Here is a 23188-nt window from a genome sequence, read left to right as displayed (position 1 = left end):
ACTTATTTTAATATTTTCATTTCCAACGTTTAGGTACAGCTTCCCATAGCTTTGAGAATGCTACTCCATACTTATCAGCAGTAGCCCTTGTAGCTTCTTCTGGGCTAACTCTCATCTTTATTATTAGAAGTATTACTTCCAAAACTAAAACAATAATTTCCTGCAATATGTTATCTCCTTTCACCATTCAATATATTTACAAATAGAAAAAGAAGTATTAATGTTACCTTTCAAACATTAACACTTCTTTATTTATAATTTATTGCTTGTTCATAGTAATAGAAGCTCTATTTACATTATCATCAATAAAGACTACCTCAAAACTATCCTTACTTTTCATGTATATTATGAATGTCCGTTTTATAGGGTCATCAGCAATAGTTGTACCTCCACCATTAGTATTTGCCTTGATTGTTGCTGGATACAAATATAGCTTATATGCATTTTTCCCTAATGACTCAATCTTATAACCATATATTGAGTCCATACCAGTTATGTAACTACATTTAAAATCTAATAGTTTATCATCTAGTATATTAATAGACATTATAGTACTAGTAGCCCGGATTATTCACGCAACACCAAAAAGCTATGCCTTACATAGCTAAAACACTGTGTTTTATAAATTTTTAGTTTTTCACGAGAAAAGTGATAAAAAAGTATATGCAAAAAGCCTCAAATTTGTTATGTTTAAGTTGAGAAACCCAAAACAAAAGACAAAGGAGAGACTTCTTACAATGAATAGTTTAAATGAAAAATCATTAAAATTCAAGAACAAAATCTCCCTACGGTCGAGTAAAAACCCTTATGCCAAGCAAATATGATAATTTCATCGTCCTTTAATTATCATATTTGCATCACATTCTGGGCATAGAACAATAGGACTACCACTCTTCTTGTCAAATTCCTCAGGTGTATAACATTCAAACGCAACAAATTCTGGTACCTCTTCTTCATACCCACATTTCTTACATTTAAAAAGTATCATCTTATCGGGCCCCTCTGTTTGAAATGGTATCTCCCTTTCATCCATTTTAATTTTAAAAATCCTTTTAATACGTTCCCATATCATAAATATACCCATACTTTCTGTGCCAAATTTGGAATAACTCCATTAGCTGACCGCATTTTGAACATTTCCCTGGATCTTTAGAAAAATTAATAATCATTAATTCTCTATACTTCATTTTTCTTATTTCCTTTTTCCAATTTATTTTTAATGTGTACTGAATTGCTTTAAGCCCACTTTTTATGTATTGCAATAAACCAAAACATTTTCTAATCTTTATACTTATACTTCCAGCATATACTCCATATAATCTAACCATTTTAAAATATTTAGGCGATATATGCATTAGTAACCTGCCTATAAACACTTGTGCCGTAACTGTTTCTTCTACTCTCTCATTAGTTTCATGACTCTTATACCAAAACGTTACATTTTTCCCATCATAGCTAAGTATTCTATATTCTGCTATCGCAGGTCTTGCTAAATATCTACCGATATATCTTGCTGCACCTCTTGCACTTTTCATTCTTGATTTGGCATTTATGTAAAATCCGTTAGGATAATCTTTGAACATTTTTAAGTACTCTGCTTTTTTATCTGGGTTTTTACTAACCATATAATTTATTAATTTGTACTGCCAAACTTTTCTAAAATATTTATAGTCAAAGAATTCCATATCCTTAACTTCATTATCCCTTGTTTTTATTTCTGGAACCAATGCATGCACATGTGGGTTAAACCCTATATTCCTTCCAAAAGTATGCACTACGCCAATCATTCCACTTTGCCAAAGCACTCCACCTTTTTTGCTTCTTTTCTTCTTTTTATATTCTTCTCTATTTTTATAGTTTACACCATTTGCAAACTCATTTATAACCTCATATACCATGTCTTGCAGGTCTTTCAGACTCTCTCTATTCCAAAAAAAATATTTTCTGTACTCAGTCGGTATCGTAAAAACACAATGCCTATGTGGAACATCCAAGATTTTACTTACTTGTTTCTCTACCCATTCGCTTATGTATTTTTTACCACATTTACTACAAAACCTACTTTTACATGTAAATCCTATTTTAAATACTTCCAGACATTTTAAACATATGTACGCAACAAAACCTAATGAAATATCTCCACATCCTATCATTTTCATTACTTCGATATTCATATGTTCTCTCATCTTTTCAGGATACTTTTCTTTATTCAATTTCCAAAACTTTGAATAATTATCTTCAAATATTTGTTTTATGGTAATCTTATTTTTTCTCATGATTTAATCATCTCATATTTATCTGATTTTTTCTATATATCTTTTAGCTAGAATGTTATCCACAGCGGCTTCCGCAAGCTGTTTCCTATATAACAAGAAAATTAAAATAAATTTTGAAGGTGGGAATTTAACATCAGATGCAGGCCTTTTATTATATAAAGAATTTGATGAAAAAATTGGTTTCAGCAAAACCATTAAAGAAAATATTGATGTTAAAGATCCGTCAGCAAACGCTAGAATACATAAAAATGAAGACATTGCCATTCAAAGAATATATCAAAGAATCGCAGGTTATGAAACTGATGATAACGCTGATGAACTTAGACATGATCCTACTTTTACCAATGTACTTGAAAAAAAATCATTAGCTTCTCAACCAACAATTTCTAGGTTTAATAATAGGGTTTCTGGTGAAACAGTAAAGAGCTATCAACAAATTAATGAGCTATTGCAAGATAAAGTTTATTCTGTGCGGATGCCAGAGCATATTATTTTTGATATAGATTCTACAAATTTTCAAACCTATGGGGATCAATATGGTTCAGATTATAACTCTCATTATAGTTCAAATGGATATCATCCACTATTAATGTTTGATGGGTTAACAGGTGATTTAATTAAAGCGGAGCTTAGGTCAGGAAATGTCTATACTTCAAGACAAGTAGTAAGATTTATTGGCCCTGTGCTTAAAAGATATATGAATAAATATCCTTATATTACAAGAGTTATAAGAGGCGATAGCGGCTTTGCCACTCCTGAATTATATGAAATTTCGGAACAACTTGACACACTTTATGCAATAAGATTAAAGGTTAACTCTATATTATATAAATTGTCATGTGAATTTGCTAATGAAATGGCTAAATTGTGTAAAAGAGACTTTTGTTCACATCATGTTGTTTATGGAGAATTTATGTACAAAGCATCAAGTTGGAAAAAAGAGCGTAGAGTTGTTGTAAAAATAGAAAAGCCAGAAGATCAAATGTGCTATAACTATACGTTCATCGTTACAAACATGACATTGCCTCCAGAATCCGTAGTTAAATTCTATTGCAATAGAGGTACTATGGAAAACTTTATAAAAGAAGGTAAACTAGGATTATCTTTTGATAAAATGAGCAGTACTGCCTTTATAGCTAACGCTAATAAGCTTCAAGAAATGGTACTTGCATACAATTTTAACAATTGGTTCAGAAATCTTTGCTTAGACAAAACACCAATGAAAGATATGACAATTGAAACTATTCGTACAAAATTAATAAAGATCGCAGCAAAAATAGTGAAAGGTGGAAGATACTTAAAGTTTAAGTTATGCAGCAGTTGCCCCTACAAAGAAGATTTTTTTAATATATTAAATGGAATTGCCTATATACCTATATAGTTTATTTGACTTAATAATCCATTTTAAAACTCAATAATTAAAATAATATATTAAAATAAATTGGTGAAGTCTATATCTTTTTAAATGTAAATATATGTATTTAACTATTTTACGTAATTTCTATGAAGTACACACGATTTTTATAATGAAAACAAATACAAAAACTCAAATTCTATGTGATTTTAATATTCAAATCATAGAATTTGAGTTCATGAATAATCCGGGAGTAGATAATACTTTTTCTTGTTTTCCAACATAATTTCCTTGTAAGAAATTATTACTAGTGATATTTTTAGGCTTTAAAGCAGGCATAACCTTATATATGAAATCAATAGGTCTCATATCATTACTATTGGTTATTTCATAATCTTCTCTTTTATTATTAGCACTAACCAAGTCCTTTGAATCTATCTTTGTTTCAGATGGTACAGCTTGATTACATTCAGTAAGAGTAATTTTTAACAATATACTATCTCTAAAGAAATTATACTGTTTATACACTTTTCCATCTGCTGTACTTTGATTTTGTGGTATTTGAACTACTCCTTGACTACTTGCAGGTGTGAAAAATCTTGTTCCATCTGCGGCAATGTTTATATAGGATTTTCCTGCACCTTCTAGTATTGTTTTACTACCATCCGCATCTGTTATTATTTTTCTACTCCATTCATCCTCTGTTGACTTTGGTACTACTGAACCATTAGCATCAAAGACTACTTCCTTTTGCATCTGCTTAGTTTCTGTTGAAGCATTTGCTTCACCCTTATTCGTTGCAGTTGAATTTGGATTACTTTGAACTGTAGTTGATTTAGTATTTGATTGATTATTTTGCTGTATTGTTAGCCACACCCCAGAACCTATAGCCCCCATTCCTATAATCAGTATAAAAGGTAGTAGAAATCCAACTTTATTACCCTTTATGCTTTTTAACAACATAATTATTAATGTTATTATGGCAACAACAAATCCCATTGCAAATAGTATTATATTTATATTATCCATCTTTAATAACCTCTTCTCTTTAAAAGATATCCTGCTGCCATCTTCATGTCTCCTGAGCTAGTTTGATATATTCTTTTTAATTCTTCATCACTTTTATTATCCATATTTCTTGCTAATGCTAAGATCCTATCTCTGTTTCTATCTCTTTTATCTGCTTCATTCGATACAAAATCTTTAATCTTTGTTGAAAGTTTTATATCATCATCATTGCCTAATTCTGTTACTACTATTTCCTTTAACTTATTAAATAAACCCACACTCTCATCTCCCGTTATCTATAATTTCTTTAATTTAGTCATCTACTTTACCTGTTCCGTGACATTCGGGACATGGTATTTTACCACTACCACCACAGGCTGGACATGAGCCTTGTATTGTTACGTTACTATGGTCATATGTACCATAAGTCATTCCATAATCCTCACATTTTACTATCTTCTTACCTCTACATACTGAACACGTTACTTTTGCCATATTATTACCCCATTTCTTTATTTATTTGAAATATAAATCAATTTATATCTTCCTACTTCTACACTTATTTTAATGACCCATTATTTCTGTAATAATCCTACATTTGAAACATAGTTTATTAATAAATTTTTTAAGGTCTTCAATGGTTATTTCATCATTACATTCAATTACGAGTTTTTTTCCACATCTTTTACATATGAATTCCCTATTTGCTTTTATCGGCATTTCATAACCTCCAAGTTTACAAGAATATCTTAATATCAACTGCTAATGCCTTTGATATCTTGTCCAATGTTTTTAATGATGGAGATGTCCTGCCAACCTCGATATCAGATAGATACGTATTAGAAATTCCTGCTTTTTTAGCTAACTCATATTGCTTTAAGCTTTTCTTAAGCCTTTCACACTTTATTTTTTGACCTATATTATCCAAATTAACACCCCCACAATATTAATTATACGATAATTACGTAATTATGCAATTATTTTTACGCTAGTAGTATAATATTTTACCAAAGTTACAAAGAGTTTTACATTTTATCTAGTTTTGTTTATACTAAAATAAATACGTTATTTACGGAATTTTGAGGAGGATATTATGGAGTTAGGAGACAAACTAAAAGCTATTAGGAAAGTTAAAGGACTATCACTGAAACAATTATCAAAAGATACCAAAGAGCAAGTATCTGTGTCATTTCTGAGTGATATTGAAAATGGAAGGGGTAATCCATCAATAGATAGTCTAAAAATTATTGCCAGTGCTTTGAATACACCTGTTTCATACTTCTTAGATGATTCAGAGAACAGCTTATTTAGTGGAGCTATTGAAGATACAGAATTTATTCCTGTAGTTGAATTACTAAGGGATTTTAAGGATTGGAACATAGAAGATAAGAAAGAATTGCTATATTACTTAAAAGCTAAAAAGACTATTAGGGATAATAAGTAGAAAAGTTAATTTGTGTGAAAGGCTTATTACTTTAGATATGCGTAAATATAGCTATAAGCGTCTTTAACTGGTATTAGTTTAATAGCATAATTATAGCAATCCAATGAAATAGTGAAAATTTGCTCCTTGTCGTAGCCAGTACCGTTGCAGTATTTTTCTACCCTCTGAAAGCTGGAAAGAAGCTCAAATTGGAGGTAGTTCAGCTCCTGCTGTAGTTTCCCTAGGTCAATTTTCGAGCTTGTTTTCAGGTCTATTAGAAGCTTTGAGGGATTCCATTGGTTGCAGAGCTTCCCGTCATACCAGTCAATTCGCATTGTTCCAAGTCTCTTTGTTTCGTCAATTTGAAATGTAATACAACTTACTAAATCCTTATTCATCATTATACCTCCATCCATTAATATTCTTCTGCTAATAACATTGTGCTATATTCTCCGTCGTCAATTACATATACCTTTTCATCAATAGGATTATCTACATGAAACATATATTTCTTTTCGTATGGCGGTACCTCCTGTGAATGAGTAATAATAAGATTATATTTTTCATTGTCAGTAATACGCTTGAACTTAAATATCTGTAGATAGTCAAGCTCTATGCTTTTATCCTGCTCTAATGTATCTATTAAGTTCCATAATAATAGCTGTAAATGAATGCTTAAAGTTGCATTAACTCCTCTAGTAATATAACGATTATTCTTTTTTTCAAACATTTTGTATAATCCTCCTATTTCTGATTCAATATTTCAATTAGATTTTTTATAAATTCCTTTGAAAATACTGCTTCTTGTATTGCTTCCTTAATAAGCTGTAATAATTGTTGCTCTGTTACATCCAACGAACGAGGGATATATCTTTCTTCTGACCTTATAGTATCTTTATAAAGACTGAACCTAATTTCATCTCTTTTCATAGTTTTAATAAATATCTTTTCAATACAATAGGTATATTCTTCATCAGCCAATTTCCCTTGATTCAATATTTGACAGTATTTAGTATCTTTTATTACTTTCCTTGTCATAGCATCCTCCTATGTTTCTTACAATAATAAAAGCCTTAATCACCGTTCCATTTGGCAATTAAGGCTTATTAATCAATTATATAATCTTTTAAATTTTGTGGTGTTAACTCCTTTGGAATTATTAGTGATATAGCATAATCATTATTACAAAGTATTAATGAATTAGTATAAACTTCACCATTACTGCATAGTATTTTATCTACGTATTCAGCTATGACACTATTACAATCAATGTAAGTTTTGTCCTTTATTTCCTGAAAATCTGCATCATTCTCTACTACTATTACATACCCTCCATCGTCTTCGTATTTATCCCTGTCTGTTCCATATTCGGTGTCCAGTATTTGCAATATATCTTTAATAATTTCTTGAACCTCCTGTGGCAGACCTCTAAGTCTTTCTTTTTCATGCAAATGACTAACTTCTATCATTGTTGTTACCTCCATTAAAAATTAAAATACTCCTACCACATTTTCAAGGTAAGAGTTTTCATGATTATAATATATATTTGAAGCTAATATTTGATACTTTAAACCTAGGTTATTCATAAATTAAAAATTTTTTTTGTAATTCTACTTCTAATTCAACATCGTCTTTAATAAAGCCTATCAATTTTGCGGCTATTTCTTTAGTCATCTCATTTTCATTGATTACTTTATAGCCAGAGTTTTTTGCTAAAGCATGCAAATACTTTTTTTGCTTTTCTGTTGGTATTTCTATTTCTCGCTTAACATTAAATAAGTTCTTTTCTAAAATTATTGATTGTTCAAATTTGTAATTAATTTCTCCTTCGACTGATTCAATCCCCTTATAGTACTTATGACCATCATGACCAGAAATATTATTCTTTTTTATATAATAAAAATATGGAATTTTTAAATCAATGTAAAATGCGGTATCTTCCTTTAATCTTTCGTATAATGGACTAATCATATATGCATTATATACAGATTTATTATACCTCTTGAAGTAACTTCTATACTTGTCCAAAAACATTTCTGCATAACGAGTTCTATCAAGAGCGTCTAATTCTTTAGGATTAAGGTTTTTTCCTACTACTTCATGTGAAACATAATTTCCTAGCTTTATAGCAAATCTAAAATTATCTTTATCGGGCTCGTCACAAATAAAGCTAAAAAATTTATAGTTTTCATAATCAGAACTTTTACTCAACTAACGCGCCTCCATTATCTACCATATATTTTATAGCAGTTATTCATGGTAGAACAAATTTAATAGCATTTGCATAAACTAATTTTTTTTATAGAATAGCTTGTACAAAGTTTTGGATTTAATACTTTCAATTTCTTCTTTTAAAAATCTATATTCATTTGTGATATCTCTCAGTTTCTGTTTCAGTTTAGTTTCATTTTCCCTATACATTTCTATTTCTCTCAATAAGTTTTGATTTTCTTTTTTTAAGTTATCTATTTCGCTATTCATGTAAACTATTCTTTTTAAGTACAATTCATTTTTACTTATTTCTTCCTCAAGCTTAATTGAAGAAAAATACTTTTTCGATATTGGGTCACTTAATATATTTACGGATATAAAGTTATTCAATTTATTAATTATTTTTTCAAATTGTTTTTCTTCGTCTTCTTTGGTTAGAAAATTATCTGTGATATACCATTTTGAAGCATTAAACTCTACCATAGCTGTTTCAATGTCCTTAAATTCTTTTATTTTCACATCATCCACTTTATGAGTTTGATATACTTCTATTGCCAATTTTCCATTCCACTTTTCAACATAAATCATTGGCTCAGCTTTTGAAAATTGTATCATTACATCTACAATTCTTTTTCTACTATTCTTTGTATAAATTACTTCTTCTAGAGTTGCTTCATCAACATAAATTTTGACATTATCCTTACCAGATACCAAGTTAAGTACCTTTATTCTTGAAAAACACTCTTTAAAAAATTCATGCGGGTACGATTCTTCGTACCCTTCACCTAATCTTATTGAATTAGCATCTTTATACCTAAAATAACTTTTACCAAAAATGTTATTTCTCCCAGTTTGAAAAACCATTGGTACTTTATCTTCAAGATTTTTATGAATACTATAAATAGACTCCTTATTTATTTCCCAAAATTCAGGGGTATTTCGTTTCCAGTGCAATACATCCCAAACATTTATCCTTTTATATTCACCATTAATTAATATGTCTGCCCACCTTTTCATATAAACCTCTCTTTCAACTAATTAATGCATAACTTATCAAATATTTAGTATTTTACTACAAATTACAACTATAATTATATTCTAATTGTAAGCAAAATAAAAGAAGAATCCTATCATCTAGAAATTCTCCTTCTCTATTCATTTTGAGACAACCCCTTTTAGTATTTGAAAGTAAAGGGTATGGCTTTACTTATGGTATTTTTCTGCTTGCAGTACTTTAAAAAGTCTACATCATTTATGTTACAGCTCACCGTAACAGGCATAACGTAGACTTTTTCTTAAGTTATAGCTAAATAAAATGTCTTACACTCATTGAGAATTGACGTGATGATTAATAAATCTTAAATCCCAATGCTTTACATAACTTTTTTCCCTCACCAAATGTTCTTAATGAAATGATCTTCGAACCATTTTTGAATGCTTCCTCAATAGCAGTAATACAACCTCATCTTCTGATATATTCATTTTATCTATTCCTATTCATGGCTTCTCATTCATTCCTATAATCTTCACTGAGACATAAAGTATCCATCTTTCTATTAGATCATTTTTGATTTTATACGAAATGTTACGCCGACTTTATTGGTTATATTTGTTTTGACTCTCCATCATTACAGGAATATCCAACATAGCAATTACGTGCTGCCCCTAGACCAACTAAACAATTCAATATAACTACTATAATTAATATTATAAGAGGTGTTGTCCAGCTATTTGTGAAATCATGTAAGAATCCAAATAAAGTAGGTCCAAAAGCAGCAAACAGGTATCCTAATGATTGCGCCATTCCAGATAATCTTGCAGCTTCATCTGCAGTTTTCGTACGAAGGCTAAAAAACATCATAGATAAACTAAAGTTAAATCCTCCACCTATTCCCAATACAATAATCCATAAAAATACAAGATTTTGATTTCCAAAAAGTAATCCTAAAATCCCTATTAAAGTACAAAAAGAACCAATTTTAACTAATGATCGCTGACTAGCTTTGCGTCCAGCAAGAACAGAAACAATAAATGTAAAAGGAATTAAAGCTAACTGCATAAGAGAGAGCATCCATCCTGCTTTACTAGAATTCATTCCTTGCTGAATTAAAATAGCTGGAAGCCATGCAACCATAGAATAAAACACTAAGGATTGTAATCCCATAAATACTGTCACCTGCCATGCTAAAGGTGACTTCCACAGATTAGTTCTATTAACTTCCTGCACTTCTTTATGAATATTAGACGCATCAGATTGAATATCAGTGCTTTCAATCTTTTTAATAATGGATACTTCTTTCTTTCTCTGCTTTAGCTGTGGTATCCAAAACAAAATTGCTATAAAGCTAAGAATTGCCCAAATCGCTAATGTCTTTGACCATCCTAATACTGTTGCAATAGGAATACTAATACCTGATGCTAATGCTCCAAATGTATTCATTGAAACAGAATATATTCCAGTCATAACCCCTACCCTCTCAGAGAAATCCTGTTTAATAAGGCTTGGAATCAATACATTACACGCAGATATAGCTAATCCAAGAATTGCTGTTCCAACAAATACTCCAATAATTCCTGATGTTGAACGTAAAATAATCCCGATTGTAAGAAATATAATAGACAAAAATAATACCAACCTAGTTCCAAATTTTCTTGCTAGCATAGGTGAAAATGGTGAAAATATAGCAAAAGCTAATAATGGAATAGTGGTAATCATCCCTGCTAATGTATTAGAGATACCTAAGCTATCTCTAATCATACTGACTAATGGACCTACAGATGTCAGCGGAGCTCGTAAATTAGCTGCAATGAATATAATGCCGATTATTAATATCATTGATGTAGATTTTTGTGTTTTCGAATGTATATTTCTATTATGTTTACTGCTTAATTTATTCATATAATTTTTCTCCTTACAAAATATCGTATTTTCACTCATTAATCACTATAAACAAAAATTTCTTTGCATCATTTATATATTGATTAACACTTTTCAAAGCCAATTTAGAATCTCCAGTCTTAATGGCTTGAAACAAATTAGAGTGAATTTCATTCTCAAAATTTACAGGATTCTTAATTGCCATGATTTCATCAATGGAGTTTTGTAAAGCATCTGTAAGATGTTCATAAAGTTCAATAAACATCTTATTGTGTGTAGCTTTCACAATAGATTTATGAAAAATTATATCCATTTTGGTGAATTGGAATACATCATTGCTTTTAGCCGCTGCTTTACAGTCATCAAGGCATTTTTCTATATATTTTAAATCATCTTCAGTTCTCCTTTCAGCTGCAAGTTGAGCTGCTTCTCGTTCAAAACCCAAGCGAACTTCTAATGTTTCTAATAGATCACTCTTTTTAATTTTCTTTTCTAAAACCAATTCTAAATTACTATTAGATTTTACTGTAGTACCTATACCTTGACGAGTTTGAAGTAGACCAATATGAACTAGGGATTGAATTCCTTCTCTTAACGTATTCCTACTAACCCCAAACTGATTCATTAATTCTGGTTCAGGAGGGATTTTTTCCCCTACCTTCCACATACCACTTTCTATCATATATTCAATTTGGTTTGTAACCTGCTTAACTAAAGTTGATCGATTTGCCTTTTGAATAGACATTTTTATTCCCCTTTCAAACGTAGGATGATTGGATTATGGTATTAAATATACATCTATACTATAATTTTGTCAAGTATATTAAGTATATATACCTATTTTTTTAGCACATAAAAAAGAAGATATACTTGAATAAAATGGATCTATATAGATAGGTCTCCTTTTTGTACAATGAGTTTATGAGGTAGGAAAAAATTAGACTTACGAACAGTTATTTGAATTATTTATTTCAAAATAATTTATATATTTAATTATAATTACATTGGAGTTTAATGAAATACTATCCTCAATATGATATATATCTATAAAAATTAAATTTTAGTCTGTACCTTCTTATATCTGAATCCCATCATCTATTAAACCACTTTATACCACAACTGAATAAGCTGCATATTCTAACTATCTTATTTTAATTTCTTTGTGACTCTGATAATCTTACTTTTCTTATATTTTTACGACCATGTCATTAGTGACTCTTGTTCAATAAAGAACCCTCGACAACACAAATCTGTATTGTCGAGGGTTCATGGTGGATGCGAGGCTTACCTTACCACCATATCTTCATCCAATTTTAGTAAAAACCGCACTTACTTATGGTACGGTTCACTATAGACAATTCTAAACTTATACGCATAAGAAAACCCTCAACTAAAATTAATTAGTCGAGGGTTTCACTAGTGTAGGCGAATCGTACCTAACTATATCACTGTCCATTGAAAAAAGAAATATATCATAGCGATAATCTCTCTATAGATCATTTTTAATCCTTCATTACAGAATTTAACCATTCATTTAAAGTCCTCTTATCATCTTTAAATTAGTTTTTTATAAAATAATCACTTATCCTTAAACTTCCTTTTCAATATAACAACTAAAGCAAATTAATTGCTTTAATTATTCCATTTTTCAATTCAAATTCTTTGTTTTTAATACACATTTGTCCAATAAATTTTGCTTTACCAATCACTTCTACACAAGCCTTGGCATATTTTATAGGGGCTTTCATTTGAATATCTTTCCATACCGCTTTATCTGTTCCGAGTAATGCAAAGGTGGTTTTTGGACAAAGTAATACAATGGTTTCATCACTGAGGATTTCTTCTATACTTTTTAGTAATGGATAAGTAAACATCTCTACCACTTGCTCTGAAAACTTAGGCCCTAAAATATTTAATCCTCCAGATGAATCAGCATAACTAATCATATTGACTCCCGATTTTTGAGCCTCTGCTATAAAACGCAATATTTCATTTTGAAACTTATGAAAAATCTCCTCCATAACCTCTGGGTTTCTTTTGAAAATCTTAAAAACATGACGTGGATCTATCAATACATTCATAATAGTAAAAGGACCCGAAACATACAGCACAACATTTTCTCCCTTTTTCCTTAGATATTCACAGGCTTTTAAGACTTCTGATATACGTCCTTTTGAGTAATCAATTTCTGGTAAGGCTAATATCTCTTCTGCAGTTGTGCATATATAAGCCTTCGCTCTTGGCCCTATTTTATCATCCCCATAATTAATGCTTCCACCCATTGCCTCCCCTTCAACTGTATGACAAAATGGTAATTCACAAAATGGTGACTTATCATGCTCTTTTAACTCTTTTGCAAGTATCGTCATGCTATCCCAATGTTTATAAGCTTCTGGAAACTGCAGATTTGTTTTTTGTGTAACTTCTTTAAACATTCCTATAGAATTATCATATGTACAATTAAAGTCAATGATTTTACCCATGCGAATCCCTCCTCTTTATTTATGAAGCCATTCTAATATTTTTTGTTTCCTTAAATCAATTCCTCTATATTTATATTGTTTGGTCTTTAGTTTACGCATTAGTGTAACATCTTTAATAATACCTGTCTAATTGATATTTTCTATAATCAAATCCTTCCTTATAGATTATTTCTATGATAATAAAATAGTAATTTATATTTTTTTAGCTAAAAAGTGCACACATCAAACATATGTACCTTTCTAATTCTAGCTTGCTCTACTATAAAGTGAAGGCTTTTGTTCAAATACATCAATAATATTGGATTCGCCTTCTTACTAAAGATTACCTTTGTTGCTATACGCTTTACGATATTATCAAAGGTTACTCTAAAAAATGGTATCTTCCTTATTATTGTAATAAAAGCCATAAATTCAAAAGATATAAAATAGAGTGAAATGCATTAAAATCTTTATTTTTTGAAAAAAATATAACCATGTTGACCAAAAGTGAAACTATGGCCACATTAAATATATTACCGAAAAGCATAATTGTAATAGCAATTTTTCGCCTTTTTCGAGAAGAAACAATTATTTCACTTTCGGTTGTTGTGAAACCACAATTTGTAAGCAGTGAAATAACTTGAATTTTAGCCCTGGTATTAGACACCCCAGTAAGCATAAAAAACATACAATTGTACATGCTTTTGTATAATGCTACAACTATTTATGAAGATAGGTCACCTTATATAGCACTCTCCATTGGAAGAAGTGAATTATATAAGTAAAAAGTTTGCATCAAGATTAGAAACAATTGTATAATGAAGTGTAGCAACAATGATATAAAATGAAGATAATTAATAGGGCATGGAGGATTAGGAAATGAAAATAACATGTAATCAATGCCAGACTGAAATGATAGCGATCTACAAAGTTGAATCTTTTGGTGGAATTACAATTTTTAAAAAAATAAAAGGGGTTATTTTTAATACTATATATATTATCCTCATTGTTGCCTTACATAGCCTAAAATTTAAAAGAGAAATTAATTAGTCTTTTTTAAAAAATAACAAATATACGCTTTTTAACATAATTATTTATCACGCTATAATATAATAAAAAATATTATTAATATTGATAGCCATTTTAAGGAGGTTAATAAATGAATAAAAAAATAATATCTGTTGTTATGATGCTAATATTAGCACTAACTATCAATGTCAATACTTTTGCTGCGCCAAGTACTAATCAAACATCTGAATTAGAACAAGCTCAAAGTAGCAAAAAAGCTTTACAGATAAAAGTAAAGAATTTCAACAATGAAATTGATAAAGTGTTAAATAAAATTGACATTAACAAAGCTAAAATGAATGACATCGCCCAAGATATAAGAAAAACACAAACTAAATTAGAAATTGTAGAAAAAAACGCTATCGCTCAAGAAGACTTGTTTGAAAAAAGAGCAAGAGCTATGTATATAAATAGTGTAGATACTTATCTTGAGGTACTTCTAGATTCAACTAGTTTTAGTGATCTTATATCGAGAGTAGATACACTTGGAAGGATAATAGAGTATGATAAAAATCTCATTGCTAAAATAGAAAAACAAAGAAATTCTATAATAAAACATAAAGACACCTTAAATAATGAGAAGGATAAATTATCAGCGCTAAAAGCAAATAATGAAATTATTCTAACAAAATTAAGTAAAGACATAAAGGAACACAAAGTGCTTCTTAGCAACGTAACTAAAAAAGAAACTAAATTAATTGCTGACAAAAATGCAAAAGAATTAGCCGCTGCAAAAATATTAAAAGAACTAGCAGCAATCAAGACCGCTACTATGTCTAGGCACTTAGCTTCTAGTAAAAGTTCAACGTCTAATTCTGATGCTATACCTATTGATTTATCAAAATCAACTAACTACTTCATTATGCAATCAACCGCATATTCAATGGGTGGTTTTACATCATCAGGTTCTAGAACAACTAGAAATCCAAATGGATATAGCACTATAGCTGTGGACCCTAGGGTTATACCAATTGGCTCTAAAGTTTATATAGAAGGCTACGGATATGCTATTGCATCAGATACTGGTTCCGCTATTAAAGATAATCTCATAGATGTATTTTTTAATACAGAAGCTGAAGTACTTAATTGGGGCCGAAGAAATGTAAGAATCCGTATAATAAATGACTAATATCAAAAAATTCGTTTACCAAATTAATATAATTTAGGTTATAATATATCTAAGTCACAACAGTAAAATAATGTAGAATATGGAGGTCTTGTTAAATGAATAAAAAATTAGTCTTAGGTGTAATGTTAACAGCAAGTTTGTTTGCAACACCTATAAGCAATGTCTACGCTGATTCATATAAGAGCGTTACTATAGGGTATGATTTGACGAATCAACAGAAAGAGGACATGCTAAAGTATTTTGGTGTAGATAAGAATAGTGCAAGTGTTGTTGAAGTTACATCTAACGAGGAGAAGAAATATCTAGGAGGTACAGTATCTAAAGATCAATTAGGTAATAAGGCGATATCATGTTCCTATATTGAGCCAACAACTACTGGTGGTTTAGTAGTTAATACACATAATGTAACTTGGGTAAATGCCAGTATGATAAAGAATGCCCTAATTACAGCAGGCATTGAGAATGCTGATGTTAAAGTTTCTGCACCATTCTCCGTATCAGGTACGGCAGCTATGACTGGCATATTAAAGGGATTCGAAAATAGTAAAGACGGTAAGAAATTAGATGAAAGTACAAAGAAAACAGCTAATGAAGAGGTCGCAGTTACAGGCAAACTAGGTGAAAAAATCGGACAAGATAAAGCTGCGGGATTAATCAATGAAGTAAAGAATGAAGTTATAAAAGATAAACCTAAGACTGAGGCAGGTATAACAAAAATAGTAAATAATGTAACAAATAATTACAATTACACTCTGTCTAAAGATGATGTAAATGGTATTGTTGGATTAATGACAAATGTAAATAAATTAAACTTGGATTACAGCAAAGTAAAAGGACAGCTTGAGGGTGTAGCTAGTACAATGAAAAATACATTAGATAGTGATAAGGCTAAAGGTTGGTTCGCAAGTATTTGTGCCTCTATTGGAAATTTCTTCAAAGGAATATCAGATAGTTTAAAATCATAAATGAGATGAGCATGAGAGGTATAAGAATTAAATACTAAAGTTTACGAATTTACAAAAGACATAATTATTGTTACTAAATACAAATATACATAAGGAGATTGATTATGAAGATTACTGAAGGCTATATTCCATATCTAGAATATAAGACTTACTATCGTATAGTAGGTGAATGCACAGGAAATAAAAAACCATTGGTTTTATTACACGGCGGACCGGGTTCTACACATAATTATTTTGAAGTACTTGACAAAGTTGCGGAAGATGGACGTGCGGTTATTATGTATGACCAATTGGGATGCGGATTGTCCGCAACACCTTCCCGTCCTGACTTATGGTGTGCGAAAACATGGATTGAAGAATTAATCCAGTTACGTAAACACTTAGGCCTAGACGAAATCCACTTATTGGGACAATCTTGGGGAGGGATGCAGGCAATTCAATATGCTTGCGAATACAAACCAGAAGGAATCAAGAGTTACGTCTTATCCAGTACTTTACCATCTGCCGCACTATGGGAAAAGGAACAGCGTAGAAGAGTTGCATATCTTCCGCTAGAAATGCAAGATGCCATTGCAAAAGCAGAAAAAGCGGTCGATTATTCATCAAAAGAATATAAAGAAGCAGAAGCAGAATTCATGCTTCGTCACTGCGCGGGCCTATTAGGACAGGATTCGCCAAAATGCTTAAGCCGTCCAAAGGTTTCTGGAACAGAAGCTTATGTAACTGCATGGGGTCAAAATGAATTCAGCCCATCTGGCAGCTTAAAAAACTTTGATTTTATGAAAGAGATTGAAGATATTAAAGAACCTTCTTTAATCATCAGCGGTTTGCTTGATCTTTGCTCACCACTTATTGCAAAAACAATGTATGACAAGATTCCAAATTCGCAGTGGGAATTATTTGAATTCAGTCGCCATATGCCCTTCGTAGAAGAGAATGAAAAATATATAGATGTGCTTAATAAGTGGTTGAATAAAAACGACTAGTTGTAAAAGCATGAGATGACTCTCACCGTAATATAGCCCCCAACAACAAAAAATGTTCCAATCTTTGTAAGGCGTCAGATCCCCTACAAAAATTGGAACAGTTTTTTTGCTAAAGGAGGTACTTAATTTATTTTTGCTTTATTTCTTTTTTTAATTTTTTATTCTTACTAATTAAAAGGCAGTTTTATTTTAAATTCTGTTTTTCCCTTAGAGCTTTTAACCTCTATACCACCATTATGTAATTCTACTATTGTTTTTACAATTGCAAGCCCAAGTCCAGTTCCCTCTTTTTTATCACAAGATTTTTCTACCCTATATAACCTTTGGAATAAATTCTTCAAATTCTCTTCTTCTATTATATCTCCATAATTTACAAAGCTGACTACAGCCATATTATTTTCTTTTTCTATATTTATATCTAAATACTTTCCCTCACTACCGTACTTAATGGCATTAGCTATTATATTTTCAAAGGCTCTAACTAGTAAAATAGCATCTCCATTTATTATTAAACCTGCATCTTTTGAAGATATTCTATATTCCATGCTACTATTTTCAAAGGACGGTATAAATCCAATGGTAGCTTGTTCTATTAATTGCTGTAGATATATATTAGATTTATTTAAATTTACATCACCATTACTTATCTTTGTAAACTCAAAAAGTTGATCCACTGAACTCTTCAATTCCTTTGCTTTACTTAATGAAACTTCACAATAATGATGCAACTCATCATTATTTTTATAATTCTCATTTTGAATTAACTCTAAAAATCCAAGAATAGATGTAAGTGGAGTCCTTAAATCATGAGATAAATTTGTAATCAAATTATTCTTCTGCTTTTCCCACTGTCTTTCTTTTTTCATAAGTTCTTTTATACTATATGCCATTTTATTAACAGCTGAAGCTAATGTTCCTAACTCATTCTTGTTTCTAATAGGTATATTTATATTCATATTTCCATTAGCTACTATATTTAAGCTCTGTGATATTTCTTCTATATAATCAGTAATTCTATTCATTCTTTTGATAAATATTAAGCACATTAGCACTATAAAAATTACAAAAATTTCTATTATAAACCCTAGCATAACTGAACTATTTGTATTATAATCATTAGTAAATTTCATATATAGGCTTGGACAGAAAATATGTAGCCACATAATTACTAAAAAAACTCCTACTAATGTTGATATTATAGACATTAACGTAGCTATAAAGAAATTTATGAGTATATTGTATTTAATGCTATTGTTCTTCAATTTTATATCCAACTCCCCACACCGTTTCTACTATTTTAGGTTCTTTAGGAATATCTTCTAATTTCTCTCTTAATCTCCATATATGAACCATAACAGTGTTATTCCCTTCAAAATATTTTTCCTTCCAAATCTTTTTAAAGATTTCCTCAGCACTAAATACTCTCCCACTGTTACTAGCCAATAGTAGCAATATCTCATATTCTGTTGGAGTTAATTTTAATTCTGTCCCCAATAAATGAACTTTATGATTCCTTTTGTTTATAGTAATCCCTTTTATTTCAATAACATCTTCATTATCAAATGGTTTGTGATTCTCATTAAGATATACATATCTCCTTATTTGAGCTTTCACTCTAGCAAGGAGTTCCATTGTGTTAAATGGTTTTACCATATAGTCATCCGCCCCTGTAGATAATCCTTGTATTTTATCTATGTCTTGTCCCTTTGCACTAACCATTATAATTGGAATATTATACTCTTTTCTAATCTTCATACAAACCTGTAACCCATCCATTCCTGGCATCATTATATCTAAAATCACAAGTTGAATTTTTCCTGCATTAATTATATTAAGTGCATCTACGCCATTTGTAGCTTTAAATACCTTATAACCATCATTTATTAGGTATACTTCCATAAGTTCAATTATTTCTACTTCATCATCTACAATCAATATATTAAACATGCTGCTTATCTCCCCCGTAATAACTATTTAAACAAAATTATACCACATTTTAAAATAATTGATGTTTCAGGTTATATTTTAAATCCCAAAAAATTAAAGTAACATATAAACCATATAAAAATAAAATTACCTATAGTTATAATCGTAAAATAATTTTTCTCTGCTTTTCGCCCTCTCTTTTTAATCCAAATATATATTAAAGTAATTAATCCAGAAATACTTAAAACCGTTGATACTATTAGAAAACCTAAAAAGGTATAAAGTAACCATGCAAAGGTAAAATCATTAGTACTAATCATAACCATTGCCATTATAATTGCTCCAAATATTCCAACTATATTAAGCACACTAATAACTAAGTTTACTACCCTAGTTAATTTAATGCTCCTGCAAGCTTTGTACCTTGTTTGTTTAAACTTCCTTCTTATAAAAAAAACTATTGTTCCAATCATATTAATAATGAACATAACCATAGCTATAACAAATATAGCTATATTAAAATTTACTTCATCAAAAAAACTTATCTTTTCGAAAGAACTTTCACTTAAATCATTAAATGCATAAGTTACTTTGCCCTTATCATTCATCCTAAATGCAAAATCTCCTCTACCATCTTCCCTAGCAAATACGCCATCTTTAATTTCTACAAGATTTGTAGTAATCTCTTCTTTAGCAGGAGTATATTCTTTAAGAGTCAATGTACCATCTTTATTATCTTTAATTTTCATATTTAAATCAGACATAAATAAAACATAATGCTTCATAATATTACTTTTTGATATTCCATCATAGCTTCTATATGTTCCTCCATATTTACTAAAATCCTTAGATGGATTTTTCTTTATTTCATTAAACTTATTATTAGTGGTAGGATAGAATTTATTTAAAAACTCTTCTTCAAAGTTAAACGGAAGTGGATTTAATGAATTGGTTGCGACATATATCCCTAAACCTTCCTTTGGCATTAAAAATAATGTAGTAGTACTACCTGCCATTAATGCACCTTCATGTTTTAATATTTCTTGTCCATTTCTATTGCTTCTTATGAATCCATATCCCATTCCAGGTAAACTATTATTATTTGAAAATTGCTTATTTTTCATTATTGTTAATGTTTTTTCATTTAAAATTTTCTTTCCTTGAAACTCTCCATTATTTAAGTGAGCTATCATAAAGTTTTCCATATCTTTAACTGTTGCATTTATTCCTGAAGATCCGGAAGTATGTTGATAGCCTAAAGGACTTTCATTATACTCTCCGCCTATTCCTCCATACCCGTAACACTTAACTGTATTATTATTTTTTAATCTAACTAAGCTATTATCCATTTTTAAAGCTTCTAATATGTTTTTCTTTATATATTCCTCATAACTAATACCAGATACCTTTTCTATAACATACCCTAGAAGGTTATAACCTTGATTAGAATATCTACTAACAGCATTAGGCTCTCTTACTACCCTAGGAGTATGGTTATCAAAATAATACTCCTGTAATTTTATTGACTTTTCATCTCTCGTACCACCATTAAGCTCACTAGCTTCATCAACTCCACTAGAATGCGTTAATAAATTACCACAAGTTACTGCTTCCTTATAAGGATTATCAACCTTGTAAGGATTTATATAATTATTAATATTTTTATTTAAATCTATTTTTCCTTCTTCATACAATTGCATAATAGCTGTTGCAGTAAACAATTTACTTACTGATCCTGCTGGGAAAAGAGTTTTATCTGGATTTACTGATACTTTTGCTTTTACATCACTATAACCATATCCCTTTTTAAATACTTCTTTTCCATCCTTTACAACAGCTATAGCTGCTCCTGGAATTAAATACTTTTCCATATTCTTTTTAAAAAAATCATCTGTAAATCTCTGTAAATCCTGACTGTTATTCACCTCTAAATGTTTCTTCTCTATTTCCTTTCCAAAGCTATTACTATGTAACCCTGAGCTTATCAATATGGTACTTAATAATATTACCATATTTTTTTTTGCTTTCATCTTCATAATTTTCAACTCCTTAATTATTCTATAGTTAGATTTTATATCAAAACAAATTTTTGATTTTAACTTTTTTCTTACGAAAAAATAAAGTTTATATATAAAAATATAAACCCATACACTATTTGATATGGGTTTTGTTGTGACAACATATGAGAAAAGGTCGACGTAACTATTGAAATTGAAAGTACGAACAATGCTCTTTGAAAATTGAATAATACGGTATTAAAAAATAAGAATATTTACTATTATGGAAATATAGTTATGTATAAATATGTATATTGTGCTATAATTTCCATAGAGTAGGTCGAAGTTGTAAAATATTCACTCAAACGGTAGGACTACTTGTATATCAAGAAGGTAGGTGCTAATGTGGCTTGTGTTGCTGAATTCGGTATTATAGATGAATTTGAAAAAGATAAAGATTATTCTTATTATGAACCTAAAAAATATAATTGTGTCGCTATTAATGACGATATTTTGAACGATTGGTGGGATGAATTGATTTTAATTAAAACTTACCACGGTTACTATAGTAGACCAGATTTTGCACTTGATAGGTGGGGAGTTACTCTTATTCCGCCAGAATCATTAGAGGCTTTTTATAACATTGTTTCAAAAGATAAGAAATCAAAATCATCAATACAACTGATTGATTTATTGATATTGATAAGAAAGGCAATATCTGAAAATAAATATGTTATACACTATGGTGTATAAGCATAATTTTTAGTTAATTAATTCGCATTATTCTTATTAAGCATCACAACTAATAAAACTGAATAACCACTTAAAAACATCGTATTATTCAATTGAATTTTACGGTGTTTTTACGTCGCACTCCAAAAGTATAGGGAACTAACTAAGAGAATCGAGAGAGGGTATCTTTTTAAAATATCATGAAACGCATATTCCATGATTTTTGTGTTTTTTCATTATTATTATTATTATTATTATATTAAGTGGTTTTTATTTTATAATAAGCAAAATGTATTTTAATTTTTTATATAGAATTCATGGTATAAATAGTATAATTAAGTAAATATTTGTGTCGTGGGGTGATTATATGAAAACATTTACCAACAACATAGAGTCTGTATCTCTTGGTTTTGCTATAGGTTATTTTATTTTAAGAATTATTTATGAAATATCGTATATCAAGATTATTAATCAAATTACAGTATTATTAAGTATCATAGCAGGAATAGCAATGCTTATCATTTCGGGAATAATATTTTTTTATGATAAAAAGAAAAAGGAATCAATACAACCATTTCTTATATCTATTATATTAATTTTTATATCTATTATTTAAAATCAATACAATAGATATAGTTGAAATTATACTAAGATACACTTTTTATATTGTGTATGAATAGTAAAATGTGACGTAACTACTGTTTAGTATCTTCGTGGCAAAAAAATAATTTCTATTGCAATTGACGCAGTGTCAAATGATATTTTATCCTATT

General features: G+C 29.7%; 30 protein-coding genes. 8 read left to right on the top strand and 22 right to left on the bottom strand.

Annotated features, from left to right (window positions below):
• Positions 1 to 16 precede the first annotated feature (16 nt).
• Both G9F70_RS03730 and G9F70_RS03725 read right to left on the bottom strand, forming a co-directional pair.
• Complete coding sequence (locus G9F70_RS03730; RefSeq protein ID WP_164946496.1) at positions 17 to 166, bottom strand: hypothetical protein; 150 nt, start codon at positions 164 to 166, stop codon at positions 17 to 19.
• A 93-nt stretch (positions 167 to 259) separates the two neighbouring features.
• A complete protein-coding gene (locus G9F70_RS03725; RefSeq protein ID WP_164946497.1) occupies positions 260 to 547 on the bottom strand; it encodes a hypothetical protein in 288 nt (95 codons plus the stop codon).
• A 139-nt stretch (positions 548 to 686) separates the two neighbouring features.
• Here G9F70_RS03725 and G9F70_RS03720 point away from each other — a divergent pair, with 139 nt between their 5' ends.
• Positions 687 to 824 (top strand): hypothetical protein, encoded by a 138-nt coding sequence (locus G9F70_RS03720; protein ID WP_224617402.1) that lies wholly within the window; start codon positions 687 to 689, stop codon positions 822 to 824.
• Positions 825 to 829: 5 nt separating this feature from the next.
• On the opposite strand, the gene G9F70_RS03715 is transcribed toward G9F70_RS03720, so the two are convergent.
• Both G9F70_RS03715 and G9F70_RS03710 read right to left on the bottom strand, forming a co-directional pair.
• The gene (locus G9F70_RS03715; protein WP_224617360.1) at positions 830 to 1084 is read right to left on the bottom strand and encodes a hypothetical protein; all 255 of its coding nucleotides are present in this window, start codon (positions 1082 to 1084) and stop codon (positions 830 to 832) included.
• Positions 1053 to 2276, bottom strand: coding sequence for a transposase (locus G9F70_RS03710; protein ID WP_224617359.1), 1224 nt, complete (start codon positions 2274 to 2276; stop codon positions 1053 to 1055). Before G9F70_RS03710 ends, G9F70_RS03715 begins: the two co-directional genes overlap by 32 nt.
• Positions 2277 to 2328: 52 nt before the next feature.
• On the opposite strand from G9F70_RS03710, the gene G9F70_RS03705 reads away from it, so the two are divergent.
• Complete coding sequence (locus tag G9F70_RS03705; RefSeq protein ID WP_224617401.1) at positions 2329 to 3657, top strand: IS1380 family transposase; 1329 nt, start codon at positions 2329 to 2331, stop codon at positions 3655 to 3657.
• Between the two features lie 189 nt (positions 3658 to 3846).
• Here the strand turns inward: G9F70_RS03705 and G9F70_RS03700 are convergent, their stop codons facing one another.
• The 5 genes from G9F70_RS03700 to G9F70_RS03680 form a co-directional block, all read right to left on the bottom strand.
• The gene (locus tag G9F70_RS03700) at positions 3847 to 4659 is read right to left on the bottom strand and encodes a hypothetical protein (protein WP_164947642.1); all 813 of its coding nucleotides are present in this window, start codon (positions 4657 to 4659) and stop codon (positions 3847 to 3849) included.
• A 2-nt stretch (positions 4660 to 4661) separates the two neighbouring features.
• Entirely contained in the window at positions 4662 to 4916 is a 255-nt protein-coding gene (locus tag G9F70_RS03695; protein ID WP_164947641.1) for a hypothetical protein, read from the bottom strand.
• Between the two features lie 34 nt (positions 4917 to 4950).
• Positions 4951 to 5133, bottom strand: a complete 183-nt coding sequence (locus tag G9F70_RS03690; RefSeq protein WP_164947640.1) for a hypothetical protein — start codon at positions 5131 to 5133, stop codon at positions 4951 to 4953.
• A gap of 69 nt (positions 5134 to 5202) precedes the next feature.
• On the bottom strand, positions 5203 to 5358 hold the full coding sequence (locus tag G9F70_RS03685; RefSeq protein ID WP_164947639.1) for a hypothetical protein: 156 nt from the start codon (positions 5356 to 5358) through the stop codon (positions 5203 to 5205).
• A gap of 16 nt (positions 5359 to 5374) precedes the next feature.
• Positions 5375 to 5566, bottom strand: a complete 192-nt coding sequence (locus tag G9F70_RS03680; protein ID WP_164947638.1) for a helix-turn-helix domain-containing protein — start codon at positions 5564 to 5566, stop codon at positions 5375 to 5377.
• A gap of 165 nt (positions 5567 to 5731) precedes the next feature.
• Between G9F70_RS03680 and G9F70_RS03675 the strand changes: the two genes are divergently transcribed.
• A complete protein-coding gene (locus G9F70_RS03675; protein WP_224617400.1) occupies positions 5732 to 6082 on the top strand; it encodes a helix-turn-helix domain-containing protein in 351 nt (116 codons plus the stop codon).
• A gap of 26 nt (positions 6083 to 6108) precedes the next feature.
• Here G9F70_RS03675 and G9F70_RS03670 read toward each other — a convergent pair whose 3' ends face one another.
• From G9F70_RS03670 to G9F70_RS03625, 10 genes are all read right to left on the bottom strand, one after another.
• Complete coding sequence (locus G9F70_RS03670; RefSeq protein WP_224617399.1) at positions 6109 to 6477, bottom strand: hypothetical protein; 369 nt, start codon at positions 6475 to 6477, stop codon at positions 6109 to 6111.
• Entirely contained in the window at positions 6477 to 6791 is a 315-nt protein-coding gene (locus G9F70_RS03665; protein WP_164947637.1) for a DUF960 domain-containing protein, read from the bottom strand. The genes G9F70_RS03670 and G9F70_RS03665 overlap by 1 nt, the downstream gene beginning before the upstream one ends.
• A gap of 14 nt (positions 6792 to 6805) precedes the next feature.
• Positions 6806 to 7099 carry a hypothetical protein gene (locus G9F70_RS03660; protein ID WP_164947636.1) on the bottom strand — a complete coding sequence of 98 codons (294 nt, stop codon included), beginning with the start codon at positions 7097 to 7099 and terminating at the stop codon, positions 6806 to 6808.
• 68 nt (positions 7100 to 7167) lie between these two features.
• Complete coding sequence (locus G9F70_RS03655; protein ID WP_164947635.1) at positions 7168 to 7530, bottom strand: hypothetical protein; 363 nt, start codon at positions 7528 to 7530, stop codon at positions 7168 to 7170.
• A 109-nt stretch (positions 7531 to 7639) separates the two neighbouring features.
• Positions 7640 to 8272 carry a hypothetical protein gene (locus G9F70_RS03650; RefSeq protein WP_164947634.1) on the bottom strand — a complete coding sequence of 211 codons (633 nt, stop codon included), beginning with the start codon at positions 8270 to 8272 and terminating at the stop codon, positions 7640 to 7642.
• A gap of 78 nt (positions 8273 to 8350) precedes the next feature.
• Complete coding sequence (locus G9F70_RS03645; RefSeq protein WP_164947633.1) at positions 8351 to 9289, bottom strand: hypothetical protein; 939 nt, start codon at positions 9287 to 9289, stop codon at positions 8351 to 8353.
• Positions 9290 to 9875: 586 nt separating this feature from the next.
• Positions 9876 to 11171, bottom strand: a complete 1296-nt coding sequence (locus tag G9F70_RS03640; protein ID WP_164947632.1) for a CynX/NimT family MFS transporter — start codon at positions 11169 to 11171, stop codon at positions 9876 to 9878.
• 31 nt (positions 11172 to 11202) lie between these two features.
• Complete coding sequence (locus G9F70_RS03635) at positions 11203 to 11895, bottom strand: FadR/GntR family transcriptional regulator (protein ID WP_164947631.1); 693 nt, start codon at positions 11893 to 11895, stop codon at positions 11203 to 11205.
• Between the two features lie 868 nt (positions 11896 to 12763).
• Entirely contained in the window at positions 12764 to 13633 is an 870-nt protein-coding gene (locus G9F70_RS03630; protein WP_164947630.1) for a uroporphyrinogen decarboxylase family protein, read from the bottom strand.
• 388 nt (positions 13634 to 14021) lie between these two features.
• Entirely contained in the window at positions 14022 to 14312 is a 291-nt protein-coding gene (locus G9F70_RS03625; RefSeq protein WP_224617398.1) for a hypothetical protein, read from the bottom strand.
• A 459-nt stretch (positions 14313 to 14771) separates the two neighbouring features.
• Here G9F70_RS03625 and G9F70_RS03620 point away from each other — a divergent pair, with 459 nt between their 5' ends.
• From G9F70_RS03620 to pepI, 3 genes are all read left to right on the top strand, one after another.
• A complete protein-coding gene (locus tag G9F70_RS03620; RefSeq protein WP_164947629.1) occupies positions 14772 to 15809 on the top strand; it encodes a 3D domain-containing protein in 1038 nt (345 codons plus the stop codon).
• A gap of 95 nt (positions 15810 to 15904) precedes the next feature.
• Entirely contained in the window at positions 15905 to 16774 is an 870-nt protein-coding gene (locus tag G9F70_RS03615; RefSeq protein ID WP_164947628.1) for a DUF1002 domain-containing protein, read from the top strand.
• Positions 16775 to 16878: 104 nt separating this feature from the next.
• Positions 16879 to 17760, top strand: coding sequence for a proline iminopeptidase (gene pepI / locus G9F70_RS03610; RefSeq protein WP_164947627.1), 882 nt, complete (start codon positions 16879 to 16881; stop codon positions 17758 to 17760).
• A gap of 167 nt (positions 17761 to 17927) precedes the next feature.
• Here pepI and G9F70_RS03605 read toward each other — a convergent pair whose 3' ends face one another.
• The 3 genes from G9F70_RS03605 to G9F70_RS03595 form a co-directional block, all read right to left on the bottom strand.
• Entirely contained in the window at positions 17928 to 19022 is a 1095-nt protein-coding gene (locus G9F70_RS03605) for a sensor histidine kinase (protein WP_164947626.1), read from the bottom strand.
• On the bottom strand, positions 19009 to 19707 hold the full coding sequence (locus tag G9F70_RS03600) for a response regulator transcription factor (RefSeq protein ID WP_164947625.1): 699 nt from the start codon (positions 19705 to 19707) through the stop codon (positions 19009 to 19011). Before G9F70_RS03600 ends, G9F70_RS03605 begins: the two co-directional genes overlap by 14 nt.
• Before the next feature lie 71 nt (positions 19708 to 19778).
• Entirely contained in the window at positions 19779 to 21722 is a 1944-nt protein-coding gene (locus tag G9F70_RS03595) for a serine hydrolase domain-containing protein (RefSeq protein WP_164947624.1), read from the bottom strand.
• A gap of 339 nt (positions 21723 to 22061) precedes the next feature.
• Between G9F70_RS03595 and G9F70_RS03590 the strand changes: the two genes are divergently transcribed.
• Positions 22062 to 22436: a hypothetical protein gene (locus G9F70_RS03590; RefSeq protein ID WP_224617397.1), complete on the top strand. Its 375-nt coding sequence runs from the start codon at positions 22062 to 22064 to the stop codon at positions 22434 to 22436.
• A 346-nt stretch (positions 22437 to 22782) separates the two neighbouring features.
• A complete protein-coding gene (locus tag G9F70_RS03585; protein ID WP_164947623.1) occupies positions 22783 to 23031 on the top strand; it encodes a hypothetical protein in 249 nt (82 codons plus the stop codon).
• Positions 23032 to 23188 lie beyond the last annotated feature (157 nt).

It is taken from the genome of Clostridium sp. FP1 (assembly GCF_011065975.2).
Classification (GTDB): domain Bacteria; phylum Bacillota; class Clostridia; order Clostridiales; family Clostridiaceae; genus Clostridium_AD; species Clostridium_AD tagluense.
The sequence above is the reverse complement of the archived record's forward strand: the minus strand, read 5'-3'. Positions and strand labels throughout refer to the sequence as shown.